At 59.2% G+C, this 26,713-nt stretch carries 25 protein-coding genes; 14 read left to right on the top strand and 11 right to left on the bottom strand.

The features are described from left to right. The first annotated feature begins 128 nt into the window (after positions 1-128). On the top strand, positions 129-437 hold the full coding sequence (locus ACQ4OE_RS22615; protein ID WP_430947967.1) for a hypothetical protein: 309 nt from the start codon (positions 129-131) through the stop codon (positions 435-437). Positions 438-497: 60 nt separating this feature from the next. Here ACQ4OE_RS22615 and ACQ4OE_RS22610 read toward each other — a convergent pair whose 3' ends face one another. Both ACQ4OE_RS22610 and moaB read right to left on the bottom strand, forming a co-directional pair. Beyond that, positions 498-1,724, bottom strand: coding sequence for a molybdopterin molybdotransferase MoeA (locus ACQ4OE_RS22610; RefSeq protein ID WP_430947966.1), 1,227 nt, complete (start codon positions 1,722-1,724; stop codon positions 498-500). Beyond that, a complete protein-coding gene (gene moaB / locus ACQ4OE_RS22605) occupies positions 1,708-2,247 on the bottom strand; it encodes a molybdenum cofactor biosynthesis protein B (protein ID WP_122591925.1) in 540 nt (179 codons plus the stop codon). The genes ACQ4OE_RS22610 and moaB overlap by 17 nt, the downstream gene beginning before the upstream one ends. Positions 2,248-2,328: 81 nt before the next feature. Between moaB and mobA the strand changes: the two genes are divergently transcribed. After that, on the top strand, positions 2,329-2,931 hold the full coding sequence (gene mobA, locus ACQ4OE_RS22600; RefSeq protein WP_430947965.1) for a molybdenum cofactor guanylyltransferase MobA: 603 nt from the start codon (positions 2,329-2,331) through the stop codon (positions 2,929-2,931). A 77-nt stretch (positions 2,932-3,008) separates the two neighbouring features. After that, positions 3,009-3,230 (top strand): YgdI/YgdR family lipoprotein, encoded by a 222-nt coding sequence (locus tag ACQ4OE_RS22595; RefSeq protein WP_007908660.1) that lies wholly within the window; start codon positions 3,009-3,011, stop codon positions 3,228-3,230. A gap of 78 nt (positions 3,231-3,308) precedes the next feature. Here the strand turns inward: ACQ4OE_RS22595 and ACQ4OE_RS22590 are convergent, their stop codons facing one another. The 3 genes from ACQ4OE_RS22590 to ACQ4OE_RS22580 form a co-directional block, all read right to left on the bottom strand. Beyond that, positions 3,309-4,199, bottom strand: coding sequence for a pseudouridine synthase (locus ACQ4OE_RS22590; RefSeq protein WP_430947964.1), 891 nt, complete (start codon positions 4,197-4,199; stop codon positions 3,309-3,311). A 70-nt stretch (positions 4,200-4,269) separates the two neighbouring features. Further along, on the bottom strand, positions 4,270-4,587 hold the full coding sequence (locus ACQ4OE_RS22585; RefSeq protein WP_122591930.1) for a transcriptional regulator: 318 nt from the start codon (positions 4,585-4,587) through the stop codon (positions 4,270-4,272). A 111-nt stretch (positions 4,588-4,698) separates the two neighbouring features. Further along, positions 4,699-4,935, bottom strand: a complete 237-nt coding sequence (locus tag ACQ4OE_RS22580) for a glutaredoxin family protein (RefSeq protein WP_122591931.1) — start codon at positions 4,933-4,935, stop codon at positions 4,699-4,701. A 209-nt stretch (positions 4,936-5,144) separates the two neighbouring features. Between ACQ4OE_RS22580 and ACQ4OE_RS22575 the strand changes: the two genes are divergently transcribed. Further along, positions 5,145-6,857: a cation:proton antiporter gene (locus ACQ4OE_RS22575; RefSeq protein WP_430947963.1), complete on the top strand. Its 1,713-nt coding sequence runs from the start codon at positions 5,145-5,147 to the stop codon at positions 6,855-6,857. Here ACQ4OE_RS22575 and ACQ4OE_RS22570 read toward each other — a convergent pair. Further along, positions 6,854-8,062, bottom strand: coding sequence for an ammonium transporter (locus tag ACQ4OE_RS22570; RefSeq protein ID WP_430947962.1), 1,209 nt, complete (start codon positions 8,060-8,062; stop codon positions 6,854-6,856). The two genes, ACQ4OE_RS22575 and ACQ4OE_RS22570, sit on opposite strands and share 4 nt — an antisense overlap. Positions 8,063-8,366: 304 nt before the next feature. Between ACQ4OE_RS22570 and ACQ4OE_RS22565 the strand changes: the two genes are divergently transcribed. The 8 genes from ACQ4OE_RS22565 (at position 8,367) to ACQ4OE_RS22530 (ending at position 19,687) form a co-directional block, all read left to right on the top strand. Continuing rightward, on the top strand, positions 8,367-8,681 hold the full coding sequence (locus ACQ4OE_RS22565; protein ID WP_122591936.1) for a DUF883 family protein: 315 nt from the start codon (positions 8,367-8,369) through the stop codon (positions 8,679-8,681). A 2-nt stretch (positions 8,682-8,683) separates the two neighbouring features. Further along, positions 8,684-9,070 (top strand): phage holin family protein, encoded by a 387-nt coding sequence (locus ACQ4OE_RS22560; RefSeq protein ID WP_008079909.1) that lies wholly within the window; start codon positions 8,684-8,686, stop codon positions 9,068-9,070. Then, positions 9,067-9,405, top strand: coding sequence for a hypothetical protein (locus ACQ4OE_RS22555; protein WP_430947961.1), 339 nt, complete (start codon positions 9,067-9,069; stop codon positions 9,403-9,405). The genes ACQ4OE_RS22560 and ACQ4OE_RS22555 overlap by 4 nt, the downstream gene beginning before the upstream one ends. Positions 9,406-9,527: 122 nt before the next feature. Beyond that, a complete protein-coding gene (locus ACQ4OE_RS22550; protein ID WP_430947960.1) occupies positions 9,528-10,691 on the top strand; it encodes an EAL domain-containing protein in 1,164 nt (387 codons plus the stop codon). A gap of 69 nt (positions 10,692-10,760) precedes the next feature. After that, entirely contained in the window at positions 10,761-12,089 is a 1,329-nt protein-coding gene (locus ACQ4OE_RS22545) for a deoxyguanosinetriphosphate triphosphohydrolase (RefSeq protein ID WP_122591941.1), read from the top strand. Positions 12,090-12,413: 324 nt separating this feature from the next. After that, positions 12,414-13,040 (top strand): response regulator transcription factor, encoded by a 627-nt coding sequence (locus ACQ4OE_RS22540; RefSeq protein WP_122591942.1) that lies wholly within the window; start codon positions 12,414-12,416, stop codon positions 13,038-13,040. An 8-nt stretch (positions 13,041-13,048) separates the two neighbouring features. Continuing rightward, positions 13,049-16,693 (top strand): transporter substrate-binding domain-containing protein, encoded by a 3,645-nt coding sequence (locus tag ACQ4OE_RS22535; protein WP_430947959.1) that lies wholly within the window; start codon positions 13,049-13,051, stop codon positions 16,691-16,693. 48 nt (positions 16,694-16,741) lie between these two features. Then, complete coding sequence (locus tag ACQ4OE_RS22530; protein WP_430947958.1) at positions 16,742-19,687, top strand: HD domain-containing phosphohydrolase; 2,946 nt, start codon at positions 16,742-16,744, stop codon at positions 19,685-19,687. Here ACQ4OE_RS22530 and ACQ4OE_RS22525 read toward each other — a convergent pair whose 3' ends face one another. Both ACQ4OE_RS22525 and ACQ4OE_RS22520 read right to left on the bottom strand, forming a co-directional pair. Further along, complete coding sequence (locus tag ACQ4OE_RS22525) at positions 19,688-20,170, bottom strand: GAF domain-containing protein (protein ID WP_122591947.1); 483 nt, start codon at positions 20,168-20,170, stop codon at positions 19,688-19,690. After that, on the bottom strand, positions 20,167-21,057 hold the full coding sequence (locus ACQ4OE_RS22520; RefSeq protein WP_122591949.1) for an ATP-binding protein: 891 nt from the start codon (positions 21,055-21,057) through the stop codon (positions 20,167-20,169). The genes ACQ4OE_RS22525 and ACQ4OE_RS22520 overlap by 4 nt, the downstream gene beginning before the upstream one ends. A gap of 166 nt (positions 21,058-21,223) precedes the next feature. On the opposite strand from ACQ4OE_RS22520, the gene ACQ4OE_RS22515 reads away from it, so the two are divergent. Next, on the top strand, positions 21,224-23,545 hold the full coding sequence (locus ACQ4OE_RS22515) for a response regulator (protein WP_430947957.1): 2,322 nt from the start codon (positions 21,224-21,226) through the stop codon (positions 23,543-23,545). On the opposite strand, the gene ACQ4OE_RS22510 is transcribed toward ACQ4OE_RS22515, so the two are convergent. The 3 genes from ACQ4OE_RS22510 to msrB form a co-directional block, all read right to left on the bottom strand. Continuing rightward, positions 23,529-23,990, bottom strand: coding sequence for a MarR family transcriptional regulator (locus tag ACQ4OE_RS22510; protein ID WP_122591952.1), 462 nt, complete (start codon positions 23,988-23,990; stop codon positions 23,529-23,531). The genes ACQ4OE_RS22515 and ACQ4OE_RS22510 overlap by 17 nt on opposite strands. Then, positions 23,987-24,472: a glutathione peroxidase gene (locus tag ACQ4OE_RS22505; RefSeq protein ID WP_034155230.1), complete on the bottom strand. Its 486-nt coding sequence runs from the start codon at positions 24,470-24,472 to the stop codon at positions 23,987-23,989. The genes ACQ4OE_RS22510 and ACQ4OE_RS22505 overlap by 4 nt, the downstream gene beginning before the upstream one ends. Before the next feature lie 109 nt (positions 24,473-24,581). After that, positions 24,582-24,977, bottom strand: a complete 396-nt coding sequence (msrB, locus tag ACQ4OE_RS22500; protein ID WP_122591955.1) for a peptide-methionine (R)-S-oxide reductase MsrB — start codon at positions 24,975-24,977, stop codon at positions 24,582-24,584. A 226-nt stretch (positions 24,978-25,203) separates the two neighbouring features. Here msrB and ACQ4OE_RS22495 point away from each other — a divergent pair, with 226 nt between their 5' ends. Beyond that, positions 25,204-26,415 carry a pyridoxal phosphate-dependent aminotransferase gene (locus ACQ4OE_RS22495; protein WP_122592283.1) on the top strand — a complete coding sequence of 404 codons (1,212 nt, stop codon included), beginning with the start codon at positions 25,204-25,206 and terminating at the stop codon, positions 26,413-26,415. The last annotated feature ends 298 nt before the right edge of the window (positions 26,416-26,713 follow it).

Raw genomic sequence — 26,713 nt, 5'->3', positions numbered from 1 at the left:
CGGTCATTTTCGATCAACAATACACAAGGACGTGCATGTAATGAGTGGATACACCCTTACGGATCTCATCAGTTTTAATGGTGAGCTTCGCGGCAAATGTGCAATCGAATCGGCAGACGGGTATTCACATGCCAAGTCCTGAAGCCAGAAAACCAGTGGGTCCGGTGGCTCCCATCAGCGAGTGCCGCGGCACGCATAAATCCGATTTCACGGGCAGCGCCAAAAACACTGGAGAACTTGATATGGAACCGCGTTTTGCCGAACTGGAAACCCACCTCAAGTACATCCGTCGCGACATGGACGAAGTCAGGGGTGACGTCAAATCGATCAAGCATCGCCTGGCCTATTCAGCGGGTGCGACGGCAGTGGTACTGGGCCTGTTGGGCTGGGTGGCCAACAGCCGGTTTGATCAACTGGTCAGCCTGATCGGTCACTGATAATCGGTTTGTGCAGGCATCGACGATCATTCGCCGAGCCTGCACTCTCGAAACAGAAGGTCAACCCAGAAGATCACTCAGCGGGATGAACACAACCTCGTCGCCGGCCACCGATGTGCGGCCTTCTAGCACTTCGACCAAGCCATCGGCCCATGCTGCACTGCGCAGGACACCGGAACTTTGATTGCGGTAGATAACGGCTCGCCCCTGTTCCAGCCGCCCACGCAGATACTCACGACGGTTACCAGCCTGCAGCCAGTCAAAACCGGCCGGGACGGCGAATTTCAACGGCTCGACGTCTTTCACACCTTGACGTCGCAGCAAGTAAGGCCGGGCCAGCAAGGCGAAAGTGACCAGCGTCGACGCCGGGTTACCTGGCAACCCCATCACCGGCACCTTGCGAAAGTGGCCCACGGTCAACGGCTTGCCGGGTTTGATGGCCAGTTTCCACAAAGCCAGGTCGCCCTCTTCTCTCAAGGCAATGCCGAGGAAGTCAGCTTCACCCACGGAGACACCGCCCGTGGAGAGAATCAGGTCGACATCCTGCAACTCGCCCAAACGGGCACGGGTGGCGACCAGATCATCGGGCAGAATCCCGGCATCTACCACTTCGCATCCCAAGCGCTGCAGCCAGCTGCACAGAACCACGCGATTGCTGTTGTAGATCTGTCCCGGACCCAATGGTTGGCCAGGCTCTACCAACTCGTCACCGGTGGATATCACGGCAACCCGCACCTTGCGCACAACGTTCAGACCGGCGCAGCCCAAGGAGGCGGACAAGCCTTGCTCGATCGGGCCCAATCGGGTGCCGGCTTGCAGAATCAATTCCCCGACCGTGGTTTCCTGGCCTTGTGGACGAATGTTCTGCCCCACCGTCATGGTCTCGATGAAACGCACGCGACCGTCGGGTTCAACCACGGCGTTCTCCTGCATTTCCACACAGTCAGCCCCCGCCGGCACCGGCGCACCGGTAAAGATTCGAGCGCAGGTGCCGGGCTGCAACGGCTCGGGAGCCTGCCCGGCGAAAATTTTCTGACTGACCGGCAATGCCTCACCCGTCCAGTCCGCCAGATTCAGGGCATAACCGTCCATGGCACTGTTGGGCCATGGCGGCAGATCCAGTGTCGACACCAGATCCTCGGCCAGCACTCGCCCCTCGACCTTCGCCAGCGGCAGATATTCGTGCTCGGTAATCGGCGAGGCTTCCGCCATTTCCAGCAGACGTGCCAATGCAGCCTCGACCGGCATCAGGCTGCCGGTCTTGCCTGGTTTACCCACGGGATTCACAAGGCGCCGCCTGTTTGAGATGGGTGACGAAATTGCACGGACGGTGACGCGCATCCAATTGCTCGCCGAGGATGCCGTCCCATCCGGTACGCACAGCGTTGGTCGAACCTGGCAGGCAGCACACCAGCGTGCCGTTGGCCAGACCGGCCAGCGCGCGGGATTGCACGGTCGAGGTGCCGATATCGGCCACCGAAATTTGCCGGAACAACTCGCCAAAGCCATCCACTTGTTTGTCCAGCAGGCAGGCAACGGCTTCCGGCGTGCTGTCACGCCCGGTAAAACCGGTACCACCGGTGATCAGCACGACTTGCACGACATCGTCAGCAATCCAGTTGGCGACTTGCGCGCGGATTTTGTACAAGTCATCTTTGAGCAACACCCGCTCGGCCAGATTGTGGCCAGCCGCGGTCAAGCGGTCGACGAAGACCTGACCTGAAGTGTCGGTTTCCAGCGTTCGGGTATCACTGACAGTCAGTACCGCAATATTGAGCGGCACGAAAGGTACATCAGCCTTGGCTTTCATAGGCTCGTCCAGTTGTAGGAGAAACAGCCCGGTGTTATATCACAGCGCCCCCCTTTTTCGCCGCCCCCATGGAGAGCTGCCATGTCCCTGAATTCGCAATTGCCGCCCTGCTCCATTCTGCTTCTGGCCGGTGGGCGCGGCCAGCGCATGGGCGGCCAGGATAAGGGTTTGGTGCAATGGCTGGGCGAACCCTTGATCGCGCATTTGCAGCGCAAGGTCCGTCCGCTGACCGACGACCTGATTATTTCCTGCAACCGCAATCGCGAGCGTTATGCACCCCTCGCCGATCAATTGGTGGAGGATGACGAAGGCGATTTTCCGGGGCCACTGGCCGGCATTCGTGCAGGCCTGAAAGCAGCGCGCCATGGGCATTTGCTGGTGTTGCCGTGTGATGTGCCACGCATCGACGATGCATTGCTGCAAAGCATGCGCGAAACCGCCAATCTCAATCCTGAAAAACCTTTAATGTTGCGTCATGACGACCATTGGGAACCGTTGCTCTGCGTGATTCCGGTGGCCCTGTCGGCAGCCTTCGAGGAGGCCTGGAACGCCGGTGAACGCAGCCCCGGCCGGGTCATGCGCGCTCTCGGCGCGACTGCCCTGCAATGCCCGGACAATGACCCGCGACTGGCCAACCTCAACACCCCCGAACTGTTAAATTCGCACAACACTGTGTCAGACTGACAGTACTCAAGGAACTCTCACGCCTTGTATACGTCTCAAGCTCAGTAACCAAAAGAATTCCCATTCGGAGACACACCATGACTCAACGGACCCTCGCCACTTTCATGCTCGCACTGGGCCTGGCTACCCTCGCCGGTTGCTCGTCGCCTACAGTGATCACCTTGAATGACGGTCGCGAAATCCAGGCCGTCGACACCCCGAAATACGATGACGATTCGGGCTTCTACGAGTTCAAACAACTCGACGGCAAAGAAACCCGCATCAACAAGGATCAGGTTCGTACCGTTAAAGAGCTGTAAGCTCCGCGTCGACACCGGATACAAAAAAAGCCCGCATTCAATGCGGGCTTTTTCATGGGCGCTGGAAAGTATTTGGCATCACCACTGCAAGGTGATCTGGCTCTCGAATTCACGTTCCTCACCGCTTACCGGATCAATGAACCGCAAGCCTTGAGCCAGTAGCTTCAGCGGATTGGCGTAGTCGTCTTCAATGTCCTTGAGCACATGCGGATAGAACGGGTCGTTGCAAATGCTCGCGCCCAATGCGGTCATATGGACGCGCAACTGGTGCTTTTTGCCCGTCACCGGAAACAGACCATAGCGCCAGAGATCGCCGTTCTTTTCGCGAACCTCCACCGCCGTTTCGGTATTGCTGACACCCGGACCTTCCTGCATGCGGAAAAACGGCTCGCCATCGACCAACCGGCTCTTGTGTACCAACGGGAAACTTAGCGCTGGCAATGCCGGTGCAATCGCTTCATAGCGTTTGTCGATCTGCCGCGTCGGGAACAACGATTGATAGGCCGAACGGGTTTGCGGATTGGCCGAGAAAATCACCAGCCCCGCTGTGTGCCGGTCGATACGGTGCAGCGGCACCAAATGAGGATTGTCGAGTCGACGGATCAGCCGACGTAGCAAGGTTTGCTCGACGTAGTCTCCGGCCGGTGTTACTGGCAGAAAATGCGGCTTGTCGGCCACGACCAGGTGTTCATCTGCGTACAGAATCGTCTCGACCACCGGAATCGGCTTTTCGTCTGGCACTTCTCGAAAATAGTGAATGCGCAGACCTTCTTTGTAAGCCAAGTCCAATGTAATGGGCTGACCCTGCCCATCCAGCACGCGCCCACGGGCAATCCGGTCCAGCCACTGCTCGCGGCCAATGGCGCTGAAGTGCTCGCACAAACAATCGAGAACAGTCAGCCAGTTCCCCGGTGGTAAATACAGGGTGCTGGCCTGATTCTGTGCAGCAGAAAACGTCGATGTGGACATATGGAAATTCGGACCCTCAAGGCAGGCCGGCATTATCCAACACTTGAGGGAGACGTACCTAGCGCAATCCTCAGGCCGGAATCGACTTGAGCGCTGCCGCTTCGGTGAACTCCTTGAGCCAGCGCAGCACGTCGACTGCCTCCCAGCGACCCGGGTCATACAAGGCGTACAACAGACCCTGATAGCCGACAACGTCGAGTTGTTTGTGATACCCGGCGCGCTGAAACAAGGCTTCAATCTCGGCGAAGCAGGTATTGAAATGCACCTTGTTGAACGGCGTCTTGCCCTCCGTGACCAAGCCGTCCAGGCGCAGTTCGAGAACGGCCTCGCGCACCACGTCAACCGACATCCGGTTCACGCTGTTCTTCAACTGTTCGACATTGACCACGGTTTATCCCTCTGACCCAAATTACTGTACAGACATACAGTAACCGAATCGCTGGGGATGTGCCAAGGAATGGATCAGCGTGACGATGAGCGGAACACTACAGGGCATCGATCAGCGCAGAAACGCCACCACCTGATCGGCGTTGAATGGCCAGTCCAGCTCCGCTCCGGTATCGATACGACGCAAAACCGGAATGCGCAGGCTGTAAGCCTCGAACCAACTCTCGTCGTCAGCAATATCGACCAGCTCAACCAGCAGACCATGCTCGACAAAAGTCATCAGCTCGGCCTCAGCGAGTTCACACAGGTGACACCCCAGGGTGCCGAACAACTGACATTCAGGAGGCATGACGGCTCAACCAAAAATAAGTGGAGCTATTCTAGGCCTGGTCCGAAACCCCGTCGACCCGACCCTGCCCAAAGGTTCCGGCGCATCAGCTACAGGGCCTCATGCAAAACCCTGACGCACATCAGTTCGCACAAATATCGATTACGCGATGCTCCCGCTGTTTTTGCCTCTACGCTTGAGAGGCTGAAACCCTGACATTGGAGTGTCCAGTGTTTGCCAATCTGTTGATCATCCTCGCCTCGTCCCTAGTGGTGATTGCCCTGTTTCGTCGCCTGCGGCTGCCTCCCGTGCTGGGTTACCTGTGCGTGGGCTTGCTGGTCGGGCCGAGTGCTTTCGATTGGGTCAACGAGAGCGAACACCTGCCTGACGTTGCGGAACTGGGCGTGGTGTTCCTGCTGTTTTCCCTCGGCCTGGAGTTTTCCCTGTCGAAGATGATCGCGCTGCGCCAGGTCGTGTTTCGCCTCGGCAGCCAGCAGGTACTGATCAGCACCGCCCTCCTCGGTTCGCTGTTGATGCTGCTCGGCATGCCGATAACGCCGGCGCTGTTGCTCGGCGCGGGACTTTCATTGTCTTCGACGGCGATTGTCACCAAAGAGCTGGGCAGCCTCGGTGAAGTGTTCAGCAGCCATGGTCAGAACGCGGTCGGCGTGTTGTTGTTTCAGGACGTGGTCGCAGTTCTGCTGCTGACTCTGGTGCCGGTGTTCGCCGGGAGCAGCACCCAGGCCTGGTATTGGGCGCTGCCGCTGACACTGGCGAAAACCGTGGTGTTGTTTGTCGGTCTGCTGCTCGCCAGCCGTTGGTTGCTGCCACGACTGTTCCATGAAGTCGCTGCTTCGCGTTCGGCAGAGCTGTTCGTGCTGCTGGCGCTGGTGATTGTGCTACTGACCGCGTGGCTGACGCACTTGCTGGGCCTCTCCCCGGCCCTCGGTGCCTTCCTGGCCGGCATGTTGCTCGGCGAGAGCCACTATCGGCATCAGATTGAGGCGGATATCCGGCCCTTCCGCGACATCCTGCTCGGGGTGTTTTTCGTCAGTATCGGCATGCTGATCGACCTGCAACTGTTCGTCAGTCACAGCCTGTTGATCGTTGCTCTCACCCTCGGTTTGATGGTGATCAAAGGCATCGTCGTGGCCCTGCTGGTGAAGTGGCGCGGCAGTGACAGCGAAACCGCGTGGCGCAGCGGTCTGGCCCTGGCGCAGGGCGGCGAGTTCTGCTTTGCGCTGATGGCGCAGATGCAACAAAACAGCCTGCTGCCGGATCAGTTGGGGCCGCTGTTGCTGGCGGCCACATTCTGCTCGATGTTGCTGACGCCGCTGCTGTTGCGTGCCGCGCCGCGCATCGCTGCGGCGCTGCATCGCAAGCCCAATCAGACTGCGCAGATCGAAGAAATCAGCGCGCTCAATGCCGACCTCGACATGCACGTGGTGATCTGTGGCTTCGGCCGCGTTGGCCAATCCATCGGCCGCTTCATGCGCAACGCCCGCCAACCTTACATTGCGCTGGACAATGACCCGGTACGCGTACAAGAGGCTGCAGCGGGCGAAAGTGACGTGCATTACGGCGACTCATCACGCGGCGACTTGCTAACGGCGGTCGGCTTGCTGCGTGCCAAGTTGGTGGTGATTGCGGTGGATCAAAGTGATGTCGCCCTGCGCATTCTCAAGGAAGCGCGACGACTCAATGCGCATATACCGATTCTGGTGCGCACCCGCGATGACAGCCAGTGGGCCGACCTGAAAGCCGCCGGCGCCACCGAAGTGGTGCCGGAGTTACTGGAATCGAGCCTGATGCTCGCCTCTCACGCGTTGATAATGCTCGGCCTGCCGGCCCATCAAGTGCAGGAACAGGTCGATCAGGTGAGGATCGACCGCTATCGCCTGCTGCACGGTTTTTATCCCGGAGCCAATGATGAGGAGACTTAGTCCTGGCTTACCGCGCCGATCTTGTGCAGCGACAGGTCGGCGCCGTAATACTCCTGTTCCTGACTCAGGCGCAGCCCATGCAGCGCTTTGATCACGCCGTATACGATGAAGCCACCGATCAGCGCCACGGCCACGCCGAGTGCGGTGCCGATCAACTGGCTGATCAGGCTGACGCCGCCGATACCGCCGAGTGCAGTCTGACCAAAGACGCCGCAGGCGATCCCACCCCAAACGCCGCACAAACCGTGCAATGGCCACACCCCGAGCACATCGTCGATGCGCCATTTCACTTGCGCGGCGGTAAAGCACCAGACGAACAGCGCGCCGGCGATCGCGCCGGTCACCAGTGCACCGACCGGATGCATCAGATCGGAACCGGCACAGATCGCCACCAGTCCGGCCAAGGGCCCGTTGTGCAGAAAGCCCGGGTCATTGCGCCCGACGATCAATGCCGCCATGGTGCCGCCGACCATCGCCATCAGCGAGTTGACCGCCACCAGACCACTGACGCCCTGCAGTGTTTGCGCACTCATCACGTTGAAGCCGAACCAGCCGACAATCAGAATCCACGAGCCCAGCGCCAGGAAAGGTATGCTCGACGGCGCGAACGCCACCAGTCGCCCGTCGCGATACCGCCCGTTACGCGGCCCGAGCAACAGCACCGCCGCCAGCGCCAGCCAGCCGCCCATGGCATGCACCACCACAGAGCCGGCGAAATCATGGAACGACGCACCAAACGTCGCCGCCAGCCAGGCTTGCAGGCCATAGTTGCCGTTCCAGATCATCCCCTCGAAAAAGGGATAAATGAACGCCACGATCAACGCCGTTGCGCACAACTGCGGAACGAAACGCGCGCGCTCGGCGATGCCACCGGAAATGATCGCCGGGATCGCGGCAGCGAAGGTCAGCAGAAAGAAGAACTTCACCAGGCCATAGCCGTGATCGGCGTTCAGTTCCGCCGCCGGATGCATGAAGGTCACGCCGTAGGAGATCCAATAGCCTATAAAGAAATAGGCCAAGGTCGAGACGGCGAAATCGCTGAGGATTTTCGACAAGGCGTTGACCTGGTTTTTCTGCCGGACCGTCCCGACTTCCAGAAAGGCGAAACCGGCGTGCATTGCCAGCACCATCACCGCACCGATCAGAATGAACAACGTGTTGGAGCTGTGAACGAACGTATCCACAGCGCTTTGCAGATTTTCCATAAGCAGGCAGACCTAAAGGCGAAAAAGGCACCAAAGCGGTTCGTGCGGGCATCTCATGCACCAAGTTGCGACCGGGCAGTCACCGAATTGAATGTTCTGTGAACTGCTTTGGCGCACGAGGTCGATGTCCTGACACGATCCGTGACTATTTGAGATAAGGTTTCTCAGGCGTACGCCCGGCAACAGCGCACAGCGACTGGACGACGCGCCACGACACAGCAAAAGTTGTACCAGTCATTTGTAATGAACCTTCGCGCAAGGCTCATACTCGAACGCTTCAGACGTCACTTACGGAGATCCACACATGGCCAGCATCAAGGCAAAGACTGCTCAAGAAATCCTGATGAACGACTTCCAGACCCTGGTCGCCGACACCGAACGGTTGCTCGAGCACACCGCCACTCTGGCCGGCGATCAGGCAGATGAATTGCGCGAACAGATTCACGACAGCCTGCTGCGCGCCCGCGAGACTCTGAAACTGACCGAAGACACCCTGCGTGAACGCGGCCAGGCAGCCGTCACCGCAACCGAAGATTATGTGTCGGCTAACCCATGGCAGTCGGTGGGGATCGCTGCCGGTGTCGGCTTTCTGATTGGCCTGTTGGCCACGCGGCGCTGATCATGTCGATCGGTGAATCCGGCCCGACTGCGGGCACCGCCTCTTCCACGCGGCGCTTGGGCGCCGCTGTTCTGGGTCTGCTGCACAGCCATGTCGAGTTGTTTGGCATCGAATTGCAGGAGCAGAAATCACGCACCGTCAGCCTGTTGCTGTTCGCAGGTTTGGCGCTGGTGTTTGCCCTGCTGTTGCTGGTGGGATTATCGACACTGGTCATGATCATTTTCTGGGACACTTATCGTCTGGCGGCGATCATCGGCCTCTGCGTCTTTTATACCTTGGCTTCGATCTTCTGCGGCCTGCGCCTCAAAGCGGCGATTTTCGATGAGTCCTCGCCCTTCCACGGCACGCTCGAAGAGCTGGCCAACGACCGGGAGCGCCTGCTGCCATGAGCCTGCCCCAACTGCCACACAACGGCTCACGCCGGGAAATGCGCAAAGCGTTGATCCGCCTGCGCATGGAAATGCATCGCCAGGAAATCCGCCATGAGACCGGGCAAGTGCTGCAACCCCTGCAGCGCATGCGCGGCATGTCACAGAACCTGCAAGGCGGCTTCGGCATCAAGCACGCGCCGTTATGGGGCGTGGCCGCCGTGACGCTATTGGGCTTTATCACGGGCAAAGGCGCGAAAAGCAGCGGCGGCGGTGGTCTGACTCGACTGGTTCGTCTCGGCACTACCCTCGGGCCGTTGATCAGGCTGGTCATGCAAAGCTCCGGCAAACGCTGATCGGATACATCTGGCTACATTCTTGCAACATCGACGGGATGAACCTCTTATCCGGAGGTTCAGTCCCGTGCGCCTACCCGGTTGGCGGGGTTCACCAGAACAAGAACCACTAAGGAGGCCCCGTGATCGACGGGCAACCGCTCGCCTGCTTTCAACCCTTCATTGATACCGCCACGGGACGTATTGCAGGCGTCGAAGCATTGGGACGTCTACGTCAGGCTGACGGCCAACTGACCTCGGTCGGGCCGTTGTTCGCCGACCCGCGAACACCTGCCATCGCCTTGCGCCGACTTGATCGGCAGATCCGTGATAATGCGCTGAGCCGTCTGCATGAAGCGCCGTCCGAGTGGTTCCTCAGCCTGAATATGTCGCCGCGCTGGATCAGCCGTCTGCGCGCAGACCAAGCCTTGCCGAGCCTCAAGCAATTGGCGCGAAACGACGTGGATCCGCAGCGCATCGTTTTCGAAATCACCGAACTGGGTGGCAATAACCAACGCCTGAGCGAAGTGGTTGCACGCTACCGTGACGCCGGCGCACGAATCGCCATCGACGACTTTGGTGCCGGTTATTCGCAACTCGATCGTGTGCTCGCCCTGCAACCGGACATCCTCAAACTCGACATGCGCCTGTTCCAGGCCGCCGCTTTGGGCGGGCCGAGCAGCGAAGTGGTCAAAGCGCTCGCGCAGATGGCCGAGAAAACCGGCTGCTGGATTATTGCCGAAGGGGTTGAAACCGAAGCACAGCTGAATTTTGCGCTCGAGTGCGGCTCGCGATACGTGCAGGGTTTTCTGTTCGCCCGGGCGCAGGAAGAATTTTTCCCCACCGATGCCTTCGTCCAGCGTTTCGCTGAACTGCGTCAACGCTACGTGCGGCAGAAGCTCGCCGAACGTGGCCGGCTGATGCAGATGCGTCAGCAACTCAGTGAACTGATGACGATCTTGCAAACCTGGGCGCAGGCCCATGCACCACTGAGTGCCTTGCCGCAACTAGAGGCCTTTCCATGGTTGCTGCGGTTTTATCAATGCGACCGTCACGGCACGCAACTGACGCCCAACCTCGAATGGCGGCACAACGGCTGGGTCGCGGACAATCGCTATCTGGGCCATAACTGGTCGTGGCGCCCGTACTTCTATCATTTACTCGCCGAAGGTTGGGAGGAGCGCCGTTTGACACTTTCCAACACTTACCGCGACGCCACCAGCAATCAGTACTGCCTCACCGCCGGGCAGTTTTTCGACAATGGTGAACGGCTGCTGTTGATCGACATTGATGCGGCGGGCCTGTAGTTCCGCTTGCAGGCGCCGGGCTGAACCGGGAAGCTAGGGCGATCAGTCACCAGACGGAGAGAACCAGCCTTGGATTGGCAAACCCTGCTTAATCGCGAACGTCTCGGCAAGCCGCTGCACAGCCCGCAAGAACTTGGCCGCAGCCCTTTTCACAAAGACCATGACCGCATCATTTTCTCCGGTGCCTTCCGCCGCTTGGGTCGCAAGACTCAGGTGCACCCGGTATCGAGCAACGACCATATCCACACCCGCCTGACCCACTCGCTGGAGGTCAGCTGCGTCGGCCGTTCGCTGGGCATGCGCGTCGGTGAAACACTGCGCAGTGCCTTGCCCGACTGGTGCGATCCGGCCGATCTGGGCATGGTCGTGCAATCGGCCTGCCTGGCCCACGACATCGGCAACCCGCCCTTTGGCCATTCCGGTGAAGACGCGATTCGTCACTGGTTTCAACAAGCCGCCGGGCGTGGCTGGCTGGACGGCATGAGCGAAGCGGAGCGCGGTGACTTTCTCAATTTCGAAGGCAATGCCCAAGGTTTCCGCGTACTCACGCAGCTTGAGTATCACCAGTTCGATGGCGGTACACGGCTGACCTACGCCACCCTCGGGACTTATCTGAAATACCCGTGGACGGCGCGCCATGCCGACTCACTCGGTTACAAGAAGCACAAGTTCGGTTGCTACCAGAGTGAACTGCCCTTGCTGGAACAGATCGCCCACAAGTTGGGCCTGCCGCAACTGGAAGAACAGCGCTGGGCACGCCACCCATTGGTGTATCTGATGGAGGCTGCGGACGACATCTGCTACGCGCTGATCGATCTTGAAGACGGTCTCGAGATGGATCTGCTGGAATACGCCGAAGTCGAGTCGCTGCTGCTGGGTCTGGTCGGCGACGATCTGCCGGAAACCTATCGCCAGCTCGGCCCACAGGATTCGCGCCGGCGCAAACTCGCCATTCTGCGCGGCAAAGCCATCGAGCATCTGACCAACGCCGCAGCACGGGCATTTGTCGAGCAACAGGATGCGTTACTCGCCGGCACGCTGCCGGGGGATCTGGTGGAACACATGCACGGTCCAGCGAAACGTTGCGTGTTGAATGCCAAAGACATCGCCCGCAAGAAAATCTTTCAGGATAAACGCAAGACCCTGCACGAAATCGGCGCTTACACCACGCTGGAAATCCTCCTGAATGCCTTCTGCGGTGCTGCACTCGAACAGCACAATGGCCGCACACCGTCCTTCAAGAGTCGCCGGATTCTCGACTTGCTCGGCAACAATGCACCTGACCCGAACGGCCCGCTGCACACGTCGTTCCTGCGCATGATCGACTTCATCGCCGGCATGACCGACAGCTACGCCAGCGATATGGCACTGGAAATGACCGGTCGTTCGCACCTTTAAAACCGCTCGGCTCGACCGGCCCGTGATCGGGTCTGTCGAGCACCGACGGCAAATCGATCTGCACGCTCGCGAACGAATTGAAAGCAAACGCCTAAACAAACATCAACACAACATCCCCAGCGTCTTCTACAAGACAAGTTTCGCAACATTCCCTTGCGAACAGACGCATCCCTACTTACGTACGACCCAGTACAGCGGTAGTCCCAGTCCTTTTTAATTGTAGGACTTTTCCCATATAGCCTCTAAGGCCACCTCGGTCCCTGCGACCACTCATTCAACTGAGCTAAGGTGCGCGCTTTATTCGTGCTTGTATGGGATTTGATTATGAACTCCGTTTTTATCGTCGACGATCACCCGGTCATACGGCTTGCCGTTCGAATGTTGCTGGAGCATGAGGGTTACAAGGTCGTCGGCGAAACCGACAATGGGGTCGATGCCATGCAAATGGTTCGTGAATGCACGCCAGATCTGGTCATTCTCGACATCAGTATTCCCAAGCTCGATGGCCTGGAAGTACTGGCCCGCTTCAATGCCATGGGCTCCCCGCTGAAAATCCTGATCCTGACGGCCCAATGCCCGACCTTGTTCGGCATCCGGTGCATGCAATCGGGCGCATCGGGATACGTGTGCAAGCAGGAAGATTTGAGCGAACTCGTCAGTGCAATCAAGGCGGTACTTTCCGGTTACAACTATTTCCCCAGCCAGGCATTGAATCCGGTTCGCAGCGATGATGTGCGTTATACCGAACTTGAACTGTTCAAGGCCGTCAATGATCGCGAACTGATGGTCCTGCAGTTATTCGCCCAGGGACGAACTAACAAGGAAATCGCCAAAGGCATGTTCCTGAGTAATAAAACAGTCAGCACTTATAAAAAACGTCTGATGCAAAAACTCAAAGCCAAGTCCCTTGTTGAACTTATCGAAATGGCCAAACGAAACGCACTCGTGTGAGAGGCAACATGCCCAGTCGATTGAAGGACTATCTGACTGCATTGAGCACTTTTCTGTGCCTGTGCCTTCCCTTGTACAGCGTGGCCGACACGTCGTCAGACTTTGCCCTGTTGAGTCGTTCGGCGAGCGAATCGGTGCAGGTTCTGTTCGAGGCGTCGCAACGGCAGTGGCTACAGACCCGCCATGAATTGATTCTGGGAACCTCCGCACCTGATTATCCACCCTTCGACATGACAGTCAGCGGCCGTGATTACGAGGGATTGACCGCCGATTACGCCGGACTGCTGAGCCAGGCCACACAGTTACCGATCCGCATCCGCCGCTTCCCCTCTCGGGAAGACGCGATCCAGGCGCTGGAAGACGGGCACATCGACATGCTCGGTACGGCGAACGGTTTCGAAGCCGGCAACGCCAGGCTCGCACTGTCCGAACCCTACGCCATCGACCAGTCCGTCCTGGTGACCCGCGAAAGTGAGACTCGCAGCCTCAGCGAAGGCCTGGCCGGGCTGCGCCTGAGCATGGTCTACCACTATTTGCCACTGGCCGAGGTCAAGGCGCTCTATCCCAAGGCGCTGATTACCTGTTACCCGTCCTACCAGAACGCCATCAACGCTGTGGCCTTCGATCAGGCCGATGTGTTCCTCGGCGATACCCTCTCTACCCATTACATGATCAACAAGGGTTACCTCAACAACGTGCGCATGGCCAATTTCGGCAAGCAGGAAGCCAACGGTTTCAGCTTCGCCGTGCGCCGCGACAACATCTCGCTGCTGGGCATCATCGACAGCGTGATCAAGGCCGTCCCGCGCAGCGAGCGCGACAACATTGCCAAACGCTGGAGTGCCGGCAGCGACCTGCTGCTGACCGATCAGAAATTACAGCTGACCGCTCGCGAGGAGGATTGGCTCAAGCGCCATCCGGTGGTCAACGTGGTGGCGAACGAAGCCTTCGCTCCGCTGACCTTCTTCGACTCCGACGGCAATCTGCGCGGCATCAGTGCGGATCTGCTGGAGTTGATCCGTCTGCGTACCGGGCTGCGTTTTCAGATTCAGCGCAGTCGTAATGACGCCGAGATGATCAGACAGATCGACAACCATCAGGCCGACCTGATCGCGGCGCTGCTGCCGACCACGCAACGGGAAAAAATCCTTAACTTCAGCCGTCCGTACCTGGAAAACTCCTACGTCCTGTTGACCCGCAAGAGTGCCGACAGCCCCTCGCATCTGGGCCAACTCAAAGACAAGCAACTGGCGATCGCGCAGGGTAATCCGATGGTCGAGTATTTGCGCCGCGAGTTTCCGCGCATCCATCTGATCGAGACACCGGACACTTTCAGCGCCGTTTCCATGCTCGCCGATGGTCGCGTCGATGGCGCCGTGAACTCGCTGGTCATTGCCAACTACTTCATCTCCTCGCAGATTTTCGAGCAAGCGTTACAGATCACCACCACCATCGGTACCGGGCAGGCCGCATTCTCACTGGCCACCGCTCGGGATAACCCGGAACTGGCCTCGATCCTCAACAAAGCATTGCTGAGCATTGCGCCTGAAGAGCTCGGCGTGATCAATGGACGCTGGCGGGGTTACTCGGCGGCCTCGCAAAGCGCCTGGCGTAATTACCAGCGATTGTTCTATCAGGTGATGCTCGGGGCCTGTCTGCTGCTCCTGCTGCTGCTCGCCTGGAATGCCTACATGCGACGCCAGATCAACCAACGCAAGGCCGCCGAGCGAGCCCTGGGCGATCAATACGAATTCATGCGCTCACTGGTCAATGGCACACCGCATCCGATCTACGTTCGCGACCGTGCAGGACTTTTGCAGAGTTGTAACGACAGCTATCTGCAAGCGTTCAACGCTCGGCGCGAAGACGTGATCGGCAAAAACGTGATGGAAGGCTCACTGAGCAATGCTTTCGAAGCCCGCGCCTTCCAGGCCGACTATCAGCGGGTGATTAGCGAAGGCCGAGCGCTGGTGCTGGATCGACCGCTGCACATCGGCAACCAGCGCCTGACGATCTATCACTGGATCCTGCCCTACCGCGATTCCAGTGGCGACGTGCAAGGGATTATCGGCGGCTGGATCGATATCAGTGAACGCCGGCAGTTGCTCGATGACCTGCGCGCCGCCAAGGAACAGGCCGACGACGCCAATCGCGCCAAGAGCACCTTCCTCGCGACCATGAGCCACGAAATCCGCACACCCATGAATGCCGTGATCGGCATGCTGGAACTGACCCTCAAACGCATGGCCCGGGAACATCCCGATCGTTCATCGATCGACACCGCCTACCAGTCGGCCAAGGATTTACTCGGATTGATCGGCGACATTCTCGACATCGCCAGAATCGAATCGGGGCGTTTGAGTCTAGTGCCTGAGCGGGTCAATCTCATCGCCACGGTCAACGCCGTGGTGCGTATCTTCGACGGTCTGGCCCGGCAGAAGAACCTGTCACTGCTGCTGACCGTCAATCCACCGGATCTCGCGGTCGATGTGTGCCTTGATCCGCTGCGCTTCAAGCAGGTGTTGTCCAATCTGGTCAGCAACGCCATCAAATTCACCGAGCAGGGTCAGGTCAGGATCACTCTGGACCTGATCGCCGGCGACGATCCTGCGCACGCCCTCATGCAATTGACCGTACAGGACAGCGGCGTCGGCATCAGTGCCGAGGATCAGCAACGCTTGTTCGCGCCCTTTGCCCAAGCCGAAAGTGGCAGTCAGCGCAGCCGTAGCGGCGCGGGCCTGGGTCTGGTCATCAGCCGCAACCTGTGTGAAATGATGGGCGGCCAGTTGCTGTTGAGCAGCCATCCGGGGATCGGCACCCGGGTAATAATGTCTCTGCCGATGGAAACATTTGCCGCCGAAAACGCACCGCAAAAAGCTGAACCCGCCATCCAGACTTCAACCGATCCCTTGAATGTACTGGTGGTTGATGACCATCCGGCCAACCGCTTGCTGATGTGCCAGCAACTGGAGTTTCTCGGTCACCACTTCAGCATCGCCGAAGACGGGCGCAGCGGCTTCGAGCAATGGCAGAAGGGTCAATACGATCTGGTGATCGCGGACTGCAACATGCCGTTGATGAATGGCTACGAATTGACCCGCGCCATCCGCCAGCATGAGCAACAGCACCGGCAACCGGCGTGCATCGTGCTCGGATTCACGGCCAATGCCTTGCCTGAAGAAGTGCAGCGCTGCAAACAGGCGGGAATGGATGATTGCCTGTTCAAGCCCTTGAGCCTGAGCGTACTGAGCGAGTGGGTCGGCGGGGTACAGCCGGCAGCGCGTTGCTCTGCCTTCAACTTTGACGGCTTGAGCTTGCTGACCGGAGGTAATCCGGTCCAGGCGTTGCGCCTGATGACTGAGCTGCTCAACAGCAATCGTGTCGATCGTCAGGAATTGCTGGGGTTGTCCGCAGAAAGCGACCGCGATGCACTGGCGCTCATCGCCCATAAAATCAAGGGCGCCGCGCGCATCGCCCAGGCAAAACAGCTGATCGAGTGTTGCGATGCCCTTGAGCAAGCCTGCGAGCAAGCCATGTCGAGCCATGAGATCAGTCGCCGACGCGAAGCGAGCAGCCTGGCGATGCTCGATCTGGAGCAAGCGCTGCAGCAACAATTGACCCTGACCGGGCAAAGCAGAATGAGCGGGGCTTAACTATGCTTGGGCGCTGAGCAGTGAGTTAAACATCATGGAGAGTCCGAAATGCCCAGCCCACTGCGCCCGGAGCACCGCCGGTTTCCGCTGCACGTGCACATCAGCGTCATGTTCACCTTTCTGTTATTGCTCACCGGCGTGGTGCTGGGCCTGTTCCACTATCGCCAGACCACGCAGATCATTCTCTCGAGCAGTGAAAAACTGTTTGAGCGGATAGAACAGGATGTGCGCCTGGACATGGCGGCCACCTATCAGCCGATCCGGCACTTGCTCAGTCTGCTGGCGGATAACACGGCCAGCCAGGCAACGAATCTCGAACAACGCTTGCCGCTGCTCAAGCCGTTCAGCCAGTCACTCAGGGATAACCCAAACCTCGCCTCGCTCTACCTGGGTTACGCCAATGGCGATTTCTTCATGGTACGGCCGCTGCGAACGGCGGCACTCAAATCCTTGCTCAAGGCACCGGACGGCGCCGCTTATCAAGTCTGGAGTATCGAACACGATGCGCAAGGCAGGTCGTACTCGCAATCGCTGTTCTTCGATCAGGCGCTGAAGTCCATCAGTCATCAGGACAACCCCGATGATGCCTACGATCCACGCAGTCGCGCGTGGTTCCTCGACGCGCGCCGCCAGTCTGAACAGATCACCACCGAACCCTATGTTTTTTTCTCCACGCACAATGTCGGCACCACCCTGGCCCGACGCAGCGGCGATAACGCCGTGATCGGTGCAGATCTGACGCTGGCAACGCTGTCCGCCACGTTGGGCAAGCATGTGGTGACGCCGTCCACGGAAATTGCGCTGTTCGATGCCGACGGCAACGCGGTGGCCTACCCCGACAGCAGCCGTTTGATTGTCGATGACCGCACCGCGCATCTGGCCAAGGTCGCTGACCTGAGTCCGGGCCTGCACGCACTGCTCAACGGTGCCCACAGCGGCAATCGCCTGCAAGCTGACGACCGCCAGTGGATCGTTGCCCGCAGCAGCATTCAGGAAGGCGGGCCGAAAGGCCTGCAACTGGCGTTGCTGGTGCCGGAGGACGAGTTATTGGTCGACGCCTATCGCTTGCGCTGGCAAGGCGCGCTGATCACCCTGACCACTTTGTTGCTGTGTCTGCCGCTGGGCTGGCTGATTTCGCGGATTCTGGTCAAACCCCTGCATGCTCTCGTCAAGGAAGCCGATGCCATCCGCAGCTTCGACTTCAATTTTCCTCTCGCACGGCGCTCGCCCGTGCTTGAAGTCGACCAGTTGAGCCTGTCGATGGCGCGCATGAAGGACACCCTGGCGAGTTTCTTCCGCATCACCAACACCCTTGGCGCCGAAACCCGCTTCGCTCCGCTGCTGCAAAGGGTGTTGTTCGAAACCGTGGAGATCGCTCAGGCTCAAGCGGGATTGATCTACTTGCGCGAAAGCGATGGCAACCGCATGGAGCCTTATGGACTGGTGATCGACGGCGCACCCCAAGCGCTGGAGACCTTCGATATTCAGGGGCGCGATCTGCAGCAGAACAGTGGTCCGTTGTGGTTTCAGCAATTGGTCGGCAACGACAATGTGGTGAGCCACTTTGGATACGACCAGGCCGAGGATCTGCAGAAAGTCCTGCTGGCGATGAACGCGCCCCGCGTCCACTTGATCGGAATTCGTCTGCATAACCGCCACGACGAAACCATCGGTTTACTGATCCTGCTGGTCAATGACAGCGGCGCCGCGGCCGATCTGGAAAAGCTGAAACCTGACCGCATCGCTTTCTTGCAAGCGGTGTCGGGGGCCGCGGCGGTCAGTATCGAAAGCCAGCGCCTGCAAGCCAGACAAAAGCAGTTGCTCGACGCGTTCATTCAGTTGCTCGCCGGCGCCATCGACGCGAAAAGCCCCTACACCGGTGGCCATTGTCAGCGCGTGCCGGAGCTGACACTGATGCTGGCTCAAGCCGCTGCCGCCAGTCAGGCACCGGCCTTCAGCGCCTACCAGCCGACCGAAGACGAGTGGGAAGCCCTGCATATTGCGGCGTGGCTGCACGATTGCGGCAAGGTCACAACGCCCGAGTACGTGGTCGACAAAGCCACCAAGCTGGAAACCATCAACGACCGCATTCACGAAATCCGCACCCGCTTCGAAGTGCTCAAACGCGATGCTTGGATCGATTACTGGCAGGCGCTGGCCAAGGGCGGCGACGAAATCGAACTGAGCCAGGCACGCAACGCCACACTGTCGGCGCTGGACGAAGACTTTGCTTTCGTCGCCCACTGCAATCTGGGCGGTGAAGCCATGGCCGAGGCCGACCTGCAACGCCTCGATGGCGTGGCACAGCGCACCTGGCTGCGCACACTGGACGATCGTCTGGGCGTGTCGTGGGAGGAAAACAAGCGTCAGTCACGCACGCCCGCGCCCACTCTGCCGGTAAGGGAGAACCTGCTGGCGGACAAGCCTGAGCACTTGCTTGAACGCGACAAAAACGAATTGATCCCCGAGGACAATCCGTGGGGCTTCAAACTGGATGTGCCGCGCTACAAATACAATCGCGGCGAGCTGTACAACCTGAGCATTGCCCGCGGCACGCTGACCCGCGAAGAGCGTTACATCATCAATCATCACATGGTGCAGACGATCATGATGCTCAGCCACCTGCCCTTCCCCGGGCATCTCCAAAGCATCGCCGAAATTGCCGGCGGCCATCACGAAAAAATGGACGGCACCGGTTATCCGAAACGCCTGAAGCGCGAAGAAATGAGCCTGCCGGCGCGAATGATGGCGATTGCCGATATTTTTGAAGCGCTGACAGCGGCCGATCGACCGTACAAGAAAGCCAAGTCATTGAGCGAGGCGCTGGGGATCATGGCAACGATGTGCCGCGAGGCGCACATCGATGCGCAATTGTTTGGCCTGTTTATCAGCGAGGGCGTGTACATGCAGTACGCCACCCGCTTTCTTGACCCGCAGCAGATCGATGCCGTGGATCCGGCCAGCCTGCTGCACAGAGCTGGCCTTACCGCGTGATCAGCAGTCAGTCAGACGCAGGAAGATCGCCGCCAGTTGCTCGATACCGGCTTGATCGTCAGCGCCAAAACGCGCCAGTTTCGGGCTGTCGAGATCGAGCACACCGATCAGGCGACCCTCCTTGACCAGCGGCACGACCAGTTCGCTGTTCGACGCGCTGTCGCAAGCGATATGACCGGGAAACGCATGAACGTCTTCAACCCGCTGAGTCTGCAAGGTCGCCGCCGCAGCGCCGCAAACACCGCGACCGAACGGGATGCGTACACAGGCGATCTGCCCCTGAAACGGACCGAGCACCAGCTCCTCGTTGCGATTGAGGTAAAAACCGGCCCAGTTCAGGTCATCGAGCTGGTTGAACAGGAACGCCGAAAACTGTGCGGCATTGGCGATGAAATCGCGCTCGTCCGCCAGCAGCGATTCCAGTTGTGCGGCCAACATGCCATAGCCTTCGAGGCCCTGGCCGCTTTGTTGCAAATCAATCATGCCTTGTGCTCCAACAATTTCAGTCCCACCCAGTAACGGGCGAATTGGTACGCGCAACGTCCGTTGCGGTTGCCGCGGCCGGTAGCCCAACGCACGGCAAGGATGTCCAGTTCTTCGTCACGCTGCCAGCTCAGGCCGGCCTTGGTGGCCAACTGGCCGATCCAGTGTTCGACGACATTCAGGAAATGTTCTTGGGTAAACGGGTAAAACGACAGCCACAGACCGAATCGGTCCGACAGCGCGATCTTGTCTTCCACAGCTTCGCTGGGGTGCAGTTCGCCGTCCACGCGCTTCCAGTTTTCGTTGTCGCTTTCCTTCTCCGGCACCAAATGGCGACGGTTCGACGTGGCGTACAGCAAAACATTGTCCGGGGCCTGCTCGAGCGAGCCGTCGAGCACGCTTTTGAGGACCCGGTAATCGCCTTCGCCAGACTCGAACGACAAGTCATCGCAAAACAGCACGAAACGTTGCGGCAGCTTACCGATCTGCTCGACCACACGCGGCAGGTCAGCCAGATGATCACGCTCGATCTCGATCAGGCGCAGACCCGCCCCGGCGTGTTCGGCCAGCAGCGCCCGTACCAGCGAGGATTTACCGGTACCGCGCGAGCCCCACAGCAAGGCGTGGTTGGCCGGCATACCGTCGAGGAACTGCTGGGTGTTGCGCCCCAGTTGCTCGAGCTGACGGTCGACACCGATCAGGTCGGACAGGCGCATGTCGAGGCTAACCTCCAGCGGCAACAGATAACCGCTGCGCCCGTCACGCTGCCAGCGCGCGGCCAGGCAGGTGCCCCAGTCGATCACCGGACGTGGTGCCGGCAGCAACGGTTCGATCCGCGCCAGAACAGACTCGGCGCGTTCAAGAAAAGCATTCAATCGGGAATCCACGTCTTCTCCTCGGGCACTTTCACAGTGATGATGGCGATCCAGCGACGACCTGCAGATCAAAATCCCCACGCGGCGCCTTGTTACAAGGCGATTCGGGAACCTCGGTATCCATACATGATCGACTATGCTTGAGCAGCGAAGGGAAACGGAAGTGGTTCAACACCCCATGGATATCAAATTCACCCACCGGCTGTCGTACAAGCAAGCCAGGCTTACTGTGCTGGTCGGGTTCATTTTGGGCACGCTGCTCAGCCTGCTGCAAATCGGCATCGATTATGCCAGTGAAGACGCCTCCATCAACCGTGAAATCCTGTCTCTGCTGGAAATCAGCCATAACCCGGCATCACGGATCGCCTACAACATCGACGCCGAACTGGCCCAGGAACTCACGTTGGGCCTGCTGCGCTCGCCGGCAATCATCGGCGCGCGCCTGACCGACAACAACAATACCGTGCTGGCGAGCGTCAAACGCCCGGAACTGCAGAGCGGCTATCGGGTGATCAGCGACTTCCTGTTCGGCGCCAAACGGCAGTTCGAGGATCGCCTGTACCTCGACCATTTACCCAGCGAATCCCTCGGCGTCCTGAGCCTGGAAGTCGACACCTATGCATTCGGCAGCCGCTTTCTGCGCCGGGCCGAGGTGACCTTGCTCAATGGTTTCGCCCGCAGCCTGATCCTCACCGGCCTGCTGCTGGCGCTGTTCTACGTGATGCTGACCAAACCGCTGGTGCGAGTAATCCGTGAGCTCAGCGGGCGCGACCCGCGCAGTGCCGAGCCCACCACTCTGGAATGTCCGGTCGGGCACGGCAACGACGAGATTGGCGTGCTGGTCAAAGTCGCCAATCAGCAGTTCGAAAACATCGCCACCGAAATCCAGCAACGGCGCAATGCGGAAAACCGTTTGACCGACTACCTCGGCCAACTGGAAAACATGGTCTCGGCGCGCACGGCGGAACTCAAAGCGATCAACGCCCGGCTCAGCCAGTCCAATGAGGAACTCGAAGTCGCCCGCAGCACGGCGCTGGAAATGGCCGAAGCACGCTCGGCGTTCCTCGCCAACATGAGCCATGAAATCCGCACGCCGCTCAATGGTCTGTTGGGGATGATCGCGCTGTCTCTGGATGGTCCGTTGAATGCCGAGCAACAGCAGCAGCTGTCGATTGCCCACGACTCCGGCAAGGTGCTGGTCGAATTGCTCAACGATATTCTCGACCTGTCGAAATTCGATGCCGGACAACTGGAGCTTGAGCACATTCCGTTCGACCTGGGCTCATTGATCGAAGACACCGCCAATCTGCTCTCGCAGAATGCCGCGCCAAGCGTCGAGCTGACCTGCCTGATCGATCCACACTTCCCGGCGCTGGTGCTGGGTGACCCGACCCGGGTTCGGCAAATCGTCAGTAACTTGCTATCGAACGCTTTGAAATTCACCCGGTTCGGTCGGGTCGACGTGCGCTTGTCGACGTACAAGGATGGTGTGCGTATCGAAGTCTGCGACACCGGCATCGGCATCGCGCAGGAAGCGCAGGTGAAAATCTTCCAGCCGTTCACCCAGGCGGGGGCCGGAATTACTCGCCAGTACGGGGGCACCGGATTGGGTCTGGCACTGACCTACAACCTCTGCGAAGCGATGCAAGGACGTCTGACCATCAGCTCCGAAAGCGGATTCGGCAGCCAGTTCTGCGCCGAACTGCCGCTGCCCTGTCATACCCGTGCACTCGCGCCGGCACCTCTGAGCGGCAAGGTCCTCGCCATCACTCCGGGCAGCAGCGGACTGGCGGAGCTGTTGCAGAGTCTGCTGCCCGTCTGGGGGCTCGCCTATGACCAACGCACCATTGACGATTCGCTGCTGGGCCTGACGCCAGACGTGGTCATCACCGATTGTCCGGAGTGCTTGTTCGGGCTGCGCCCGACGCTGGTCGCGCCGATCCTGTTGGTGACCGCTTATGGCAGCTTCCTGCCAAGCGAAGAAGCCGCCGCCCTCGCCCCGCTACAGCAACAGGCACGTCCGCTGGCACGTAATGCGTTGTATCAAAATCTGCGGCGCACCCTGCAACCGGACATCGAGAACGTCGATGACGCGCGTCCGCAAGTGTCAGCTTCCGTCCGACGCGGGCGCGTGCTACTGGTCGAGGACAATCCGGTCAATCAACTGGTGGCCAAAGGCATGCTGGGCAAACTCGGTTGCGATGTGGTGGTTGCCGCTCACGGTGCCGAGGCGCTGGATCAACTGGAATATCACGAATTCGATCTGGTGCTGATGGATTGCAATATGCCGGTCATGGACGGCTACGAGGCCAGCCGGCAGATTCGCCAGAGCGGGCGCTGGCCGAACCTGCCCATTGTCGCCCTGACCGCCAACGCCATGTCCGAGGAACGCGAACGTTGCCGCGCAGCGGGCATGAGCGACTACCTGGCCAAGCCGTTCAGGCGTGAAGAACTCGCCGCGCTGCTCGACCAGTGGATCCCGACTAAGACAACGCCTTGATCTGCCCCAACAGGTGATCGAGGCCGTCGCGCAAATCATTGAGTCGATCCAGGTCTACGCCGCTGTCGCAGAGCAACCGGGCCTTCAGTGGACCGACTTGCTCACGCAGCGCCTGTCCTGTTGAAGTGAGGCTCAGATGCACTTCACGTTCATCACGCGCCGAGCGCTGCCGCTGTACCAGTTGCAACTGTTCCAAGCGTTTGAGCAACGGCGTCAAGGTTCCGGAATCGAGCGCCAGCCGTTCACCCAACGCCTTGACCGTCGGCTGCTCCGGCGCAGCATCTTGCCACTCCCACAGCACCAGCATCGCCAGATACTGTGGATAGGTCAGACCGAGCTGGTCGAGCATCGGCTTGTAGGCGCGAATCACCGCCCGGGACGCGGCATACAGCTTGAAGCACAACTGGCTGTCGAGCTTCAGCGAATCAACGGGCAAGCTGTTCATTTGAGCAGGGCTTCGATCTCGCGGCTCAGGTCCTGCGGCTTGGTGGCCGGGGCGAAACGCTTGACCAACTGGCCGTCCTTGCCGATCAGGAACTTGGTGAAGTTCCACTTGATGCCTTGGGAACCGAGGACGCCCGGGGCGCGTTTTTTCAACTGCACGAACAGCGGATGCGCGCCAGCGCCATTGACCTCGATCTTCTTGAACAGCGGGAAGCTGACACCGAAGTTCAGCTCGCAGAATTCGCTGATCGCCCCTTCGTTGCCTGGTTCCTGCTTGCCGAACTGATTGCACGGGAAGCCCAGCACGACCAGGCCTTGATCCTTGTAGGTCTGCCAGAGTTCTTCGAGGCCTTTGTATTGAGGGGTAAAACCGCACTTGCTAGCGGTGTTGACTACCAAAACTGCTTTGCCGGCGAAATCGGCCAAGGTCTTTTGCTCACCTTTGATGGTGGTGCAGGGAATATTCAGCAAGTTGTCGCTCATGGCTTGGAGCTCCGCAGACAGTCGGGAAAGGCCAAACATAGCGAGCAATTAAATCGTGTGCAATTCAATTCTTGAAAAACAAGGCGACCCGAAGGTCGCCTTCATGCGTTTAGTCGCGTGGCTCGAGATTCAGGCACACCGAATTGATGCAATACCGCAGGCCGGTTGGCGGCGGTCCGTCCGGGAACACATGACCCAGATGCGCGTCACAGCGGGCGCACTTCACTTCCGTGCGGATCATGCCATGGGTCGTATCACGGATTTCGGTCATCGCGCTTTCGCCGATCGGCTCATAAAAGCTCGGCCAGCCACAACCGGAGTCGAACTTGGCTTTGGAATCGAAGAGTGCTTCGTCGCAGCAAACGCAGTGATAAACACCGTCGGTTTTGGTCGCATTGTATTTGCCAGAGAACGGTCGTTCGGTCGCACTGAGACGGCAAACGTTGTACTGCTCGGGGTCGAGCATCTCACGCCATTCTTCCAGGGTTTTTTCCAACTTTTCCATCATCACACCTCGGCGGCTGAAAAAGCCCGATCTGTACCTTTTCCACGGATCGGGCGGCACGTATGATTGCGCCTCATTTGATGCCAGTCTGGCAGCCGCGTTACATGCACTCAAACGGATTTTTTGCAGCGTCACGTTCCGGCACCCGGTTGGCATGCAAACGCAGGAATCCCAGTACGGTAGTTCATACAGCGTCTGGATCGTTCATTTTCGGGATCACATCGCCATGCAGTTCAGCAAATCGAACAAGCTCGCCAACGTCTGCTACGACATTCGCGGCCCGGTGCTCAAGCACGCCAAACGACTGGAAGAGGAAGGCCAGCGCATCCTCAAGCTGAACATCGGCAACCCGGCGCCGTTTGGTTTCGAGGCGCCGGAGGAAATTCTTCAGGATGTGATCCGCAACCTGCCGACCGCGCAAGGCTACAGCGACTCCAAGGGCCTGTTCAGCGCACGTAAAGCGGTGATGCAGTACTACCAGCAGAAGCAGGTCGAAGGTGTCGGCATCGAAGACATCTACCTGGGCAACGGCGTGTCCGAGCTCATCGTGATGTCGCTGCAGGCGCTGCTCAACAACGGCGACGAAGTGCTGGTGCCAGCCCCGGATTATCCACTATGGACCGCCGCCGTCAGCCTCGCCGGTGGTAACGCCGTGCACTACCTGTGCGACGAAGGCGCCGACTGGTTCCCGGATCTGGCCGACATCAAGGCCAAGATCACCCCGAACACCAAAGCGATGGTGATCATCAACCCGAATAACCCGACCGGCGCGGTGTATTCCAAGGAAGTGTTGCTCGGCATGCTGGAAATCGCCCGCGCGCACAACCTTGTGGTGTTCTCCGACGAGATCTACGACAAGATTCTGTACGACGATGCCGTGCACATCTGCACGGCATCCTTGGCGCCTGACCTGCTGTGCCTGACCTTCAACGGTCTGTCGAAATCGTACCGTGTGGCCGGTTTCCGTTCCGGCTGGATCGCCATCTCCGGGCCGAAGCACAACGCGCAGAGCTACATCGAAGGCATCGACATGCTGGCCAACATGCGTCTGTGCGCCAACGTGCCGAGCCAGCATGCGATCCAGACCGCACTGGGCGGTTATCAGAGCATCAATGATCTGGTGCTGCCGCAGGGACGTCTGCTTGAACAGCGCAATCGCACCTGGGAGCTGCTCAACGATATTCCGGGCGTGAGCTGCGTCAAGCCGATGGGCGCGCTGTATGCATTCCCGCGGATTGACCCGAAGGTCTGCCCGATCCACAACGACGAGAAATTCGTCCTCGACCTGCTGCTCTCCGAGAAGCTCCTGGTGGTGCAAGGCACAGCGTTCAACTGGCCGTGGCCGGATCACTTCCGCGTCGTCACCCTGCCCCGCGTCGATGATCTGGAAATGGCCATCGGCCGCATCGGCAACTTCCTCAAGTCTTATCGCCAGTAACTGGCCAGCAGTGCGCAACGGCCAATCGTTGCGCACTGTCTGATTCAGCAACACTTCTGCGTTCCGCCTCTGCTCACGCCTTCTACACTTGCGATTCGTACTGCTCACATGCGTCTGACGTAATGAGGACGGGACGCGGTCGGCTGTCGTCCATGTCGCTATCTGCCGTGGGAAACGGACTTCGCACCGAAGAATTCGCTGTAGGACACAGTTTGAAATAGTCACTCAGTTGAATAGCCCGGTGCGGCACCTTATATACCCCGCAGTACGCTACATCTTTAGCTTGAGGAGAGTTCTA

Origin of the sequence: Pseudomonas sp. WC2, assembly GCF_050586545.1 — a bacterium.
Lineage (GTDB): Bacteria > Pseudomonadota > Gammaproteobacteria > Pseudomonadales > Pseudomonadaceae > Aquipseudomonas.
Note: the sequence above shows the minus strand (reverse complement) of the source record. Positions and strands in the feature narration are given on the sequence as shown.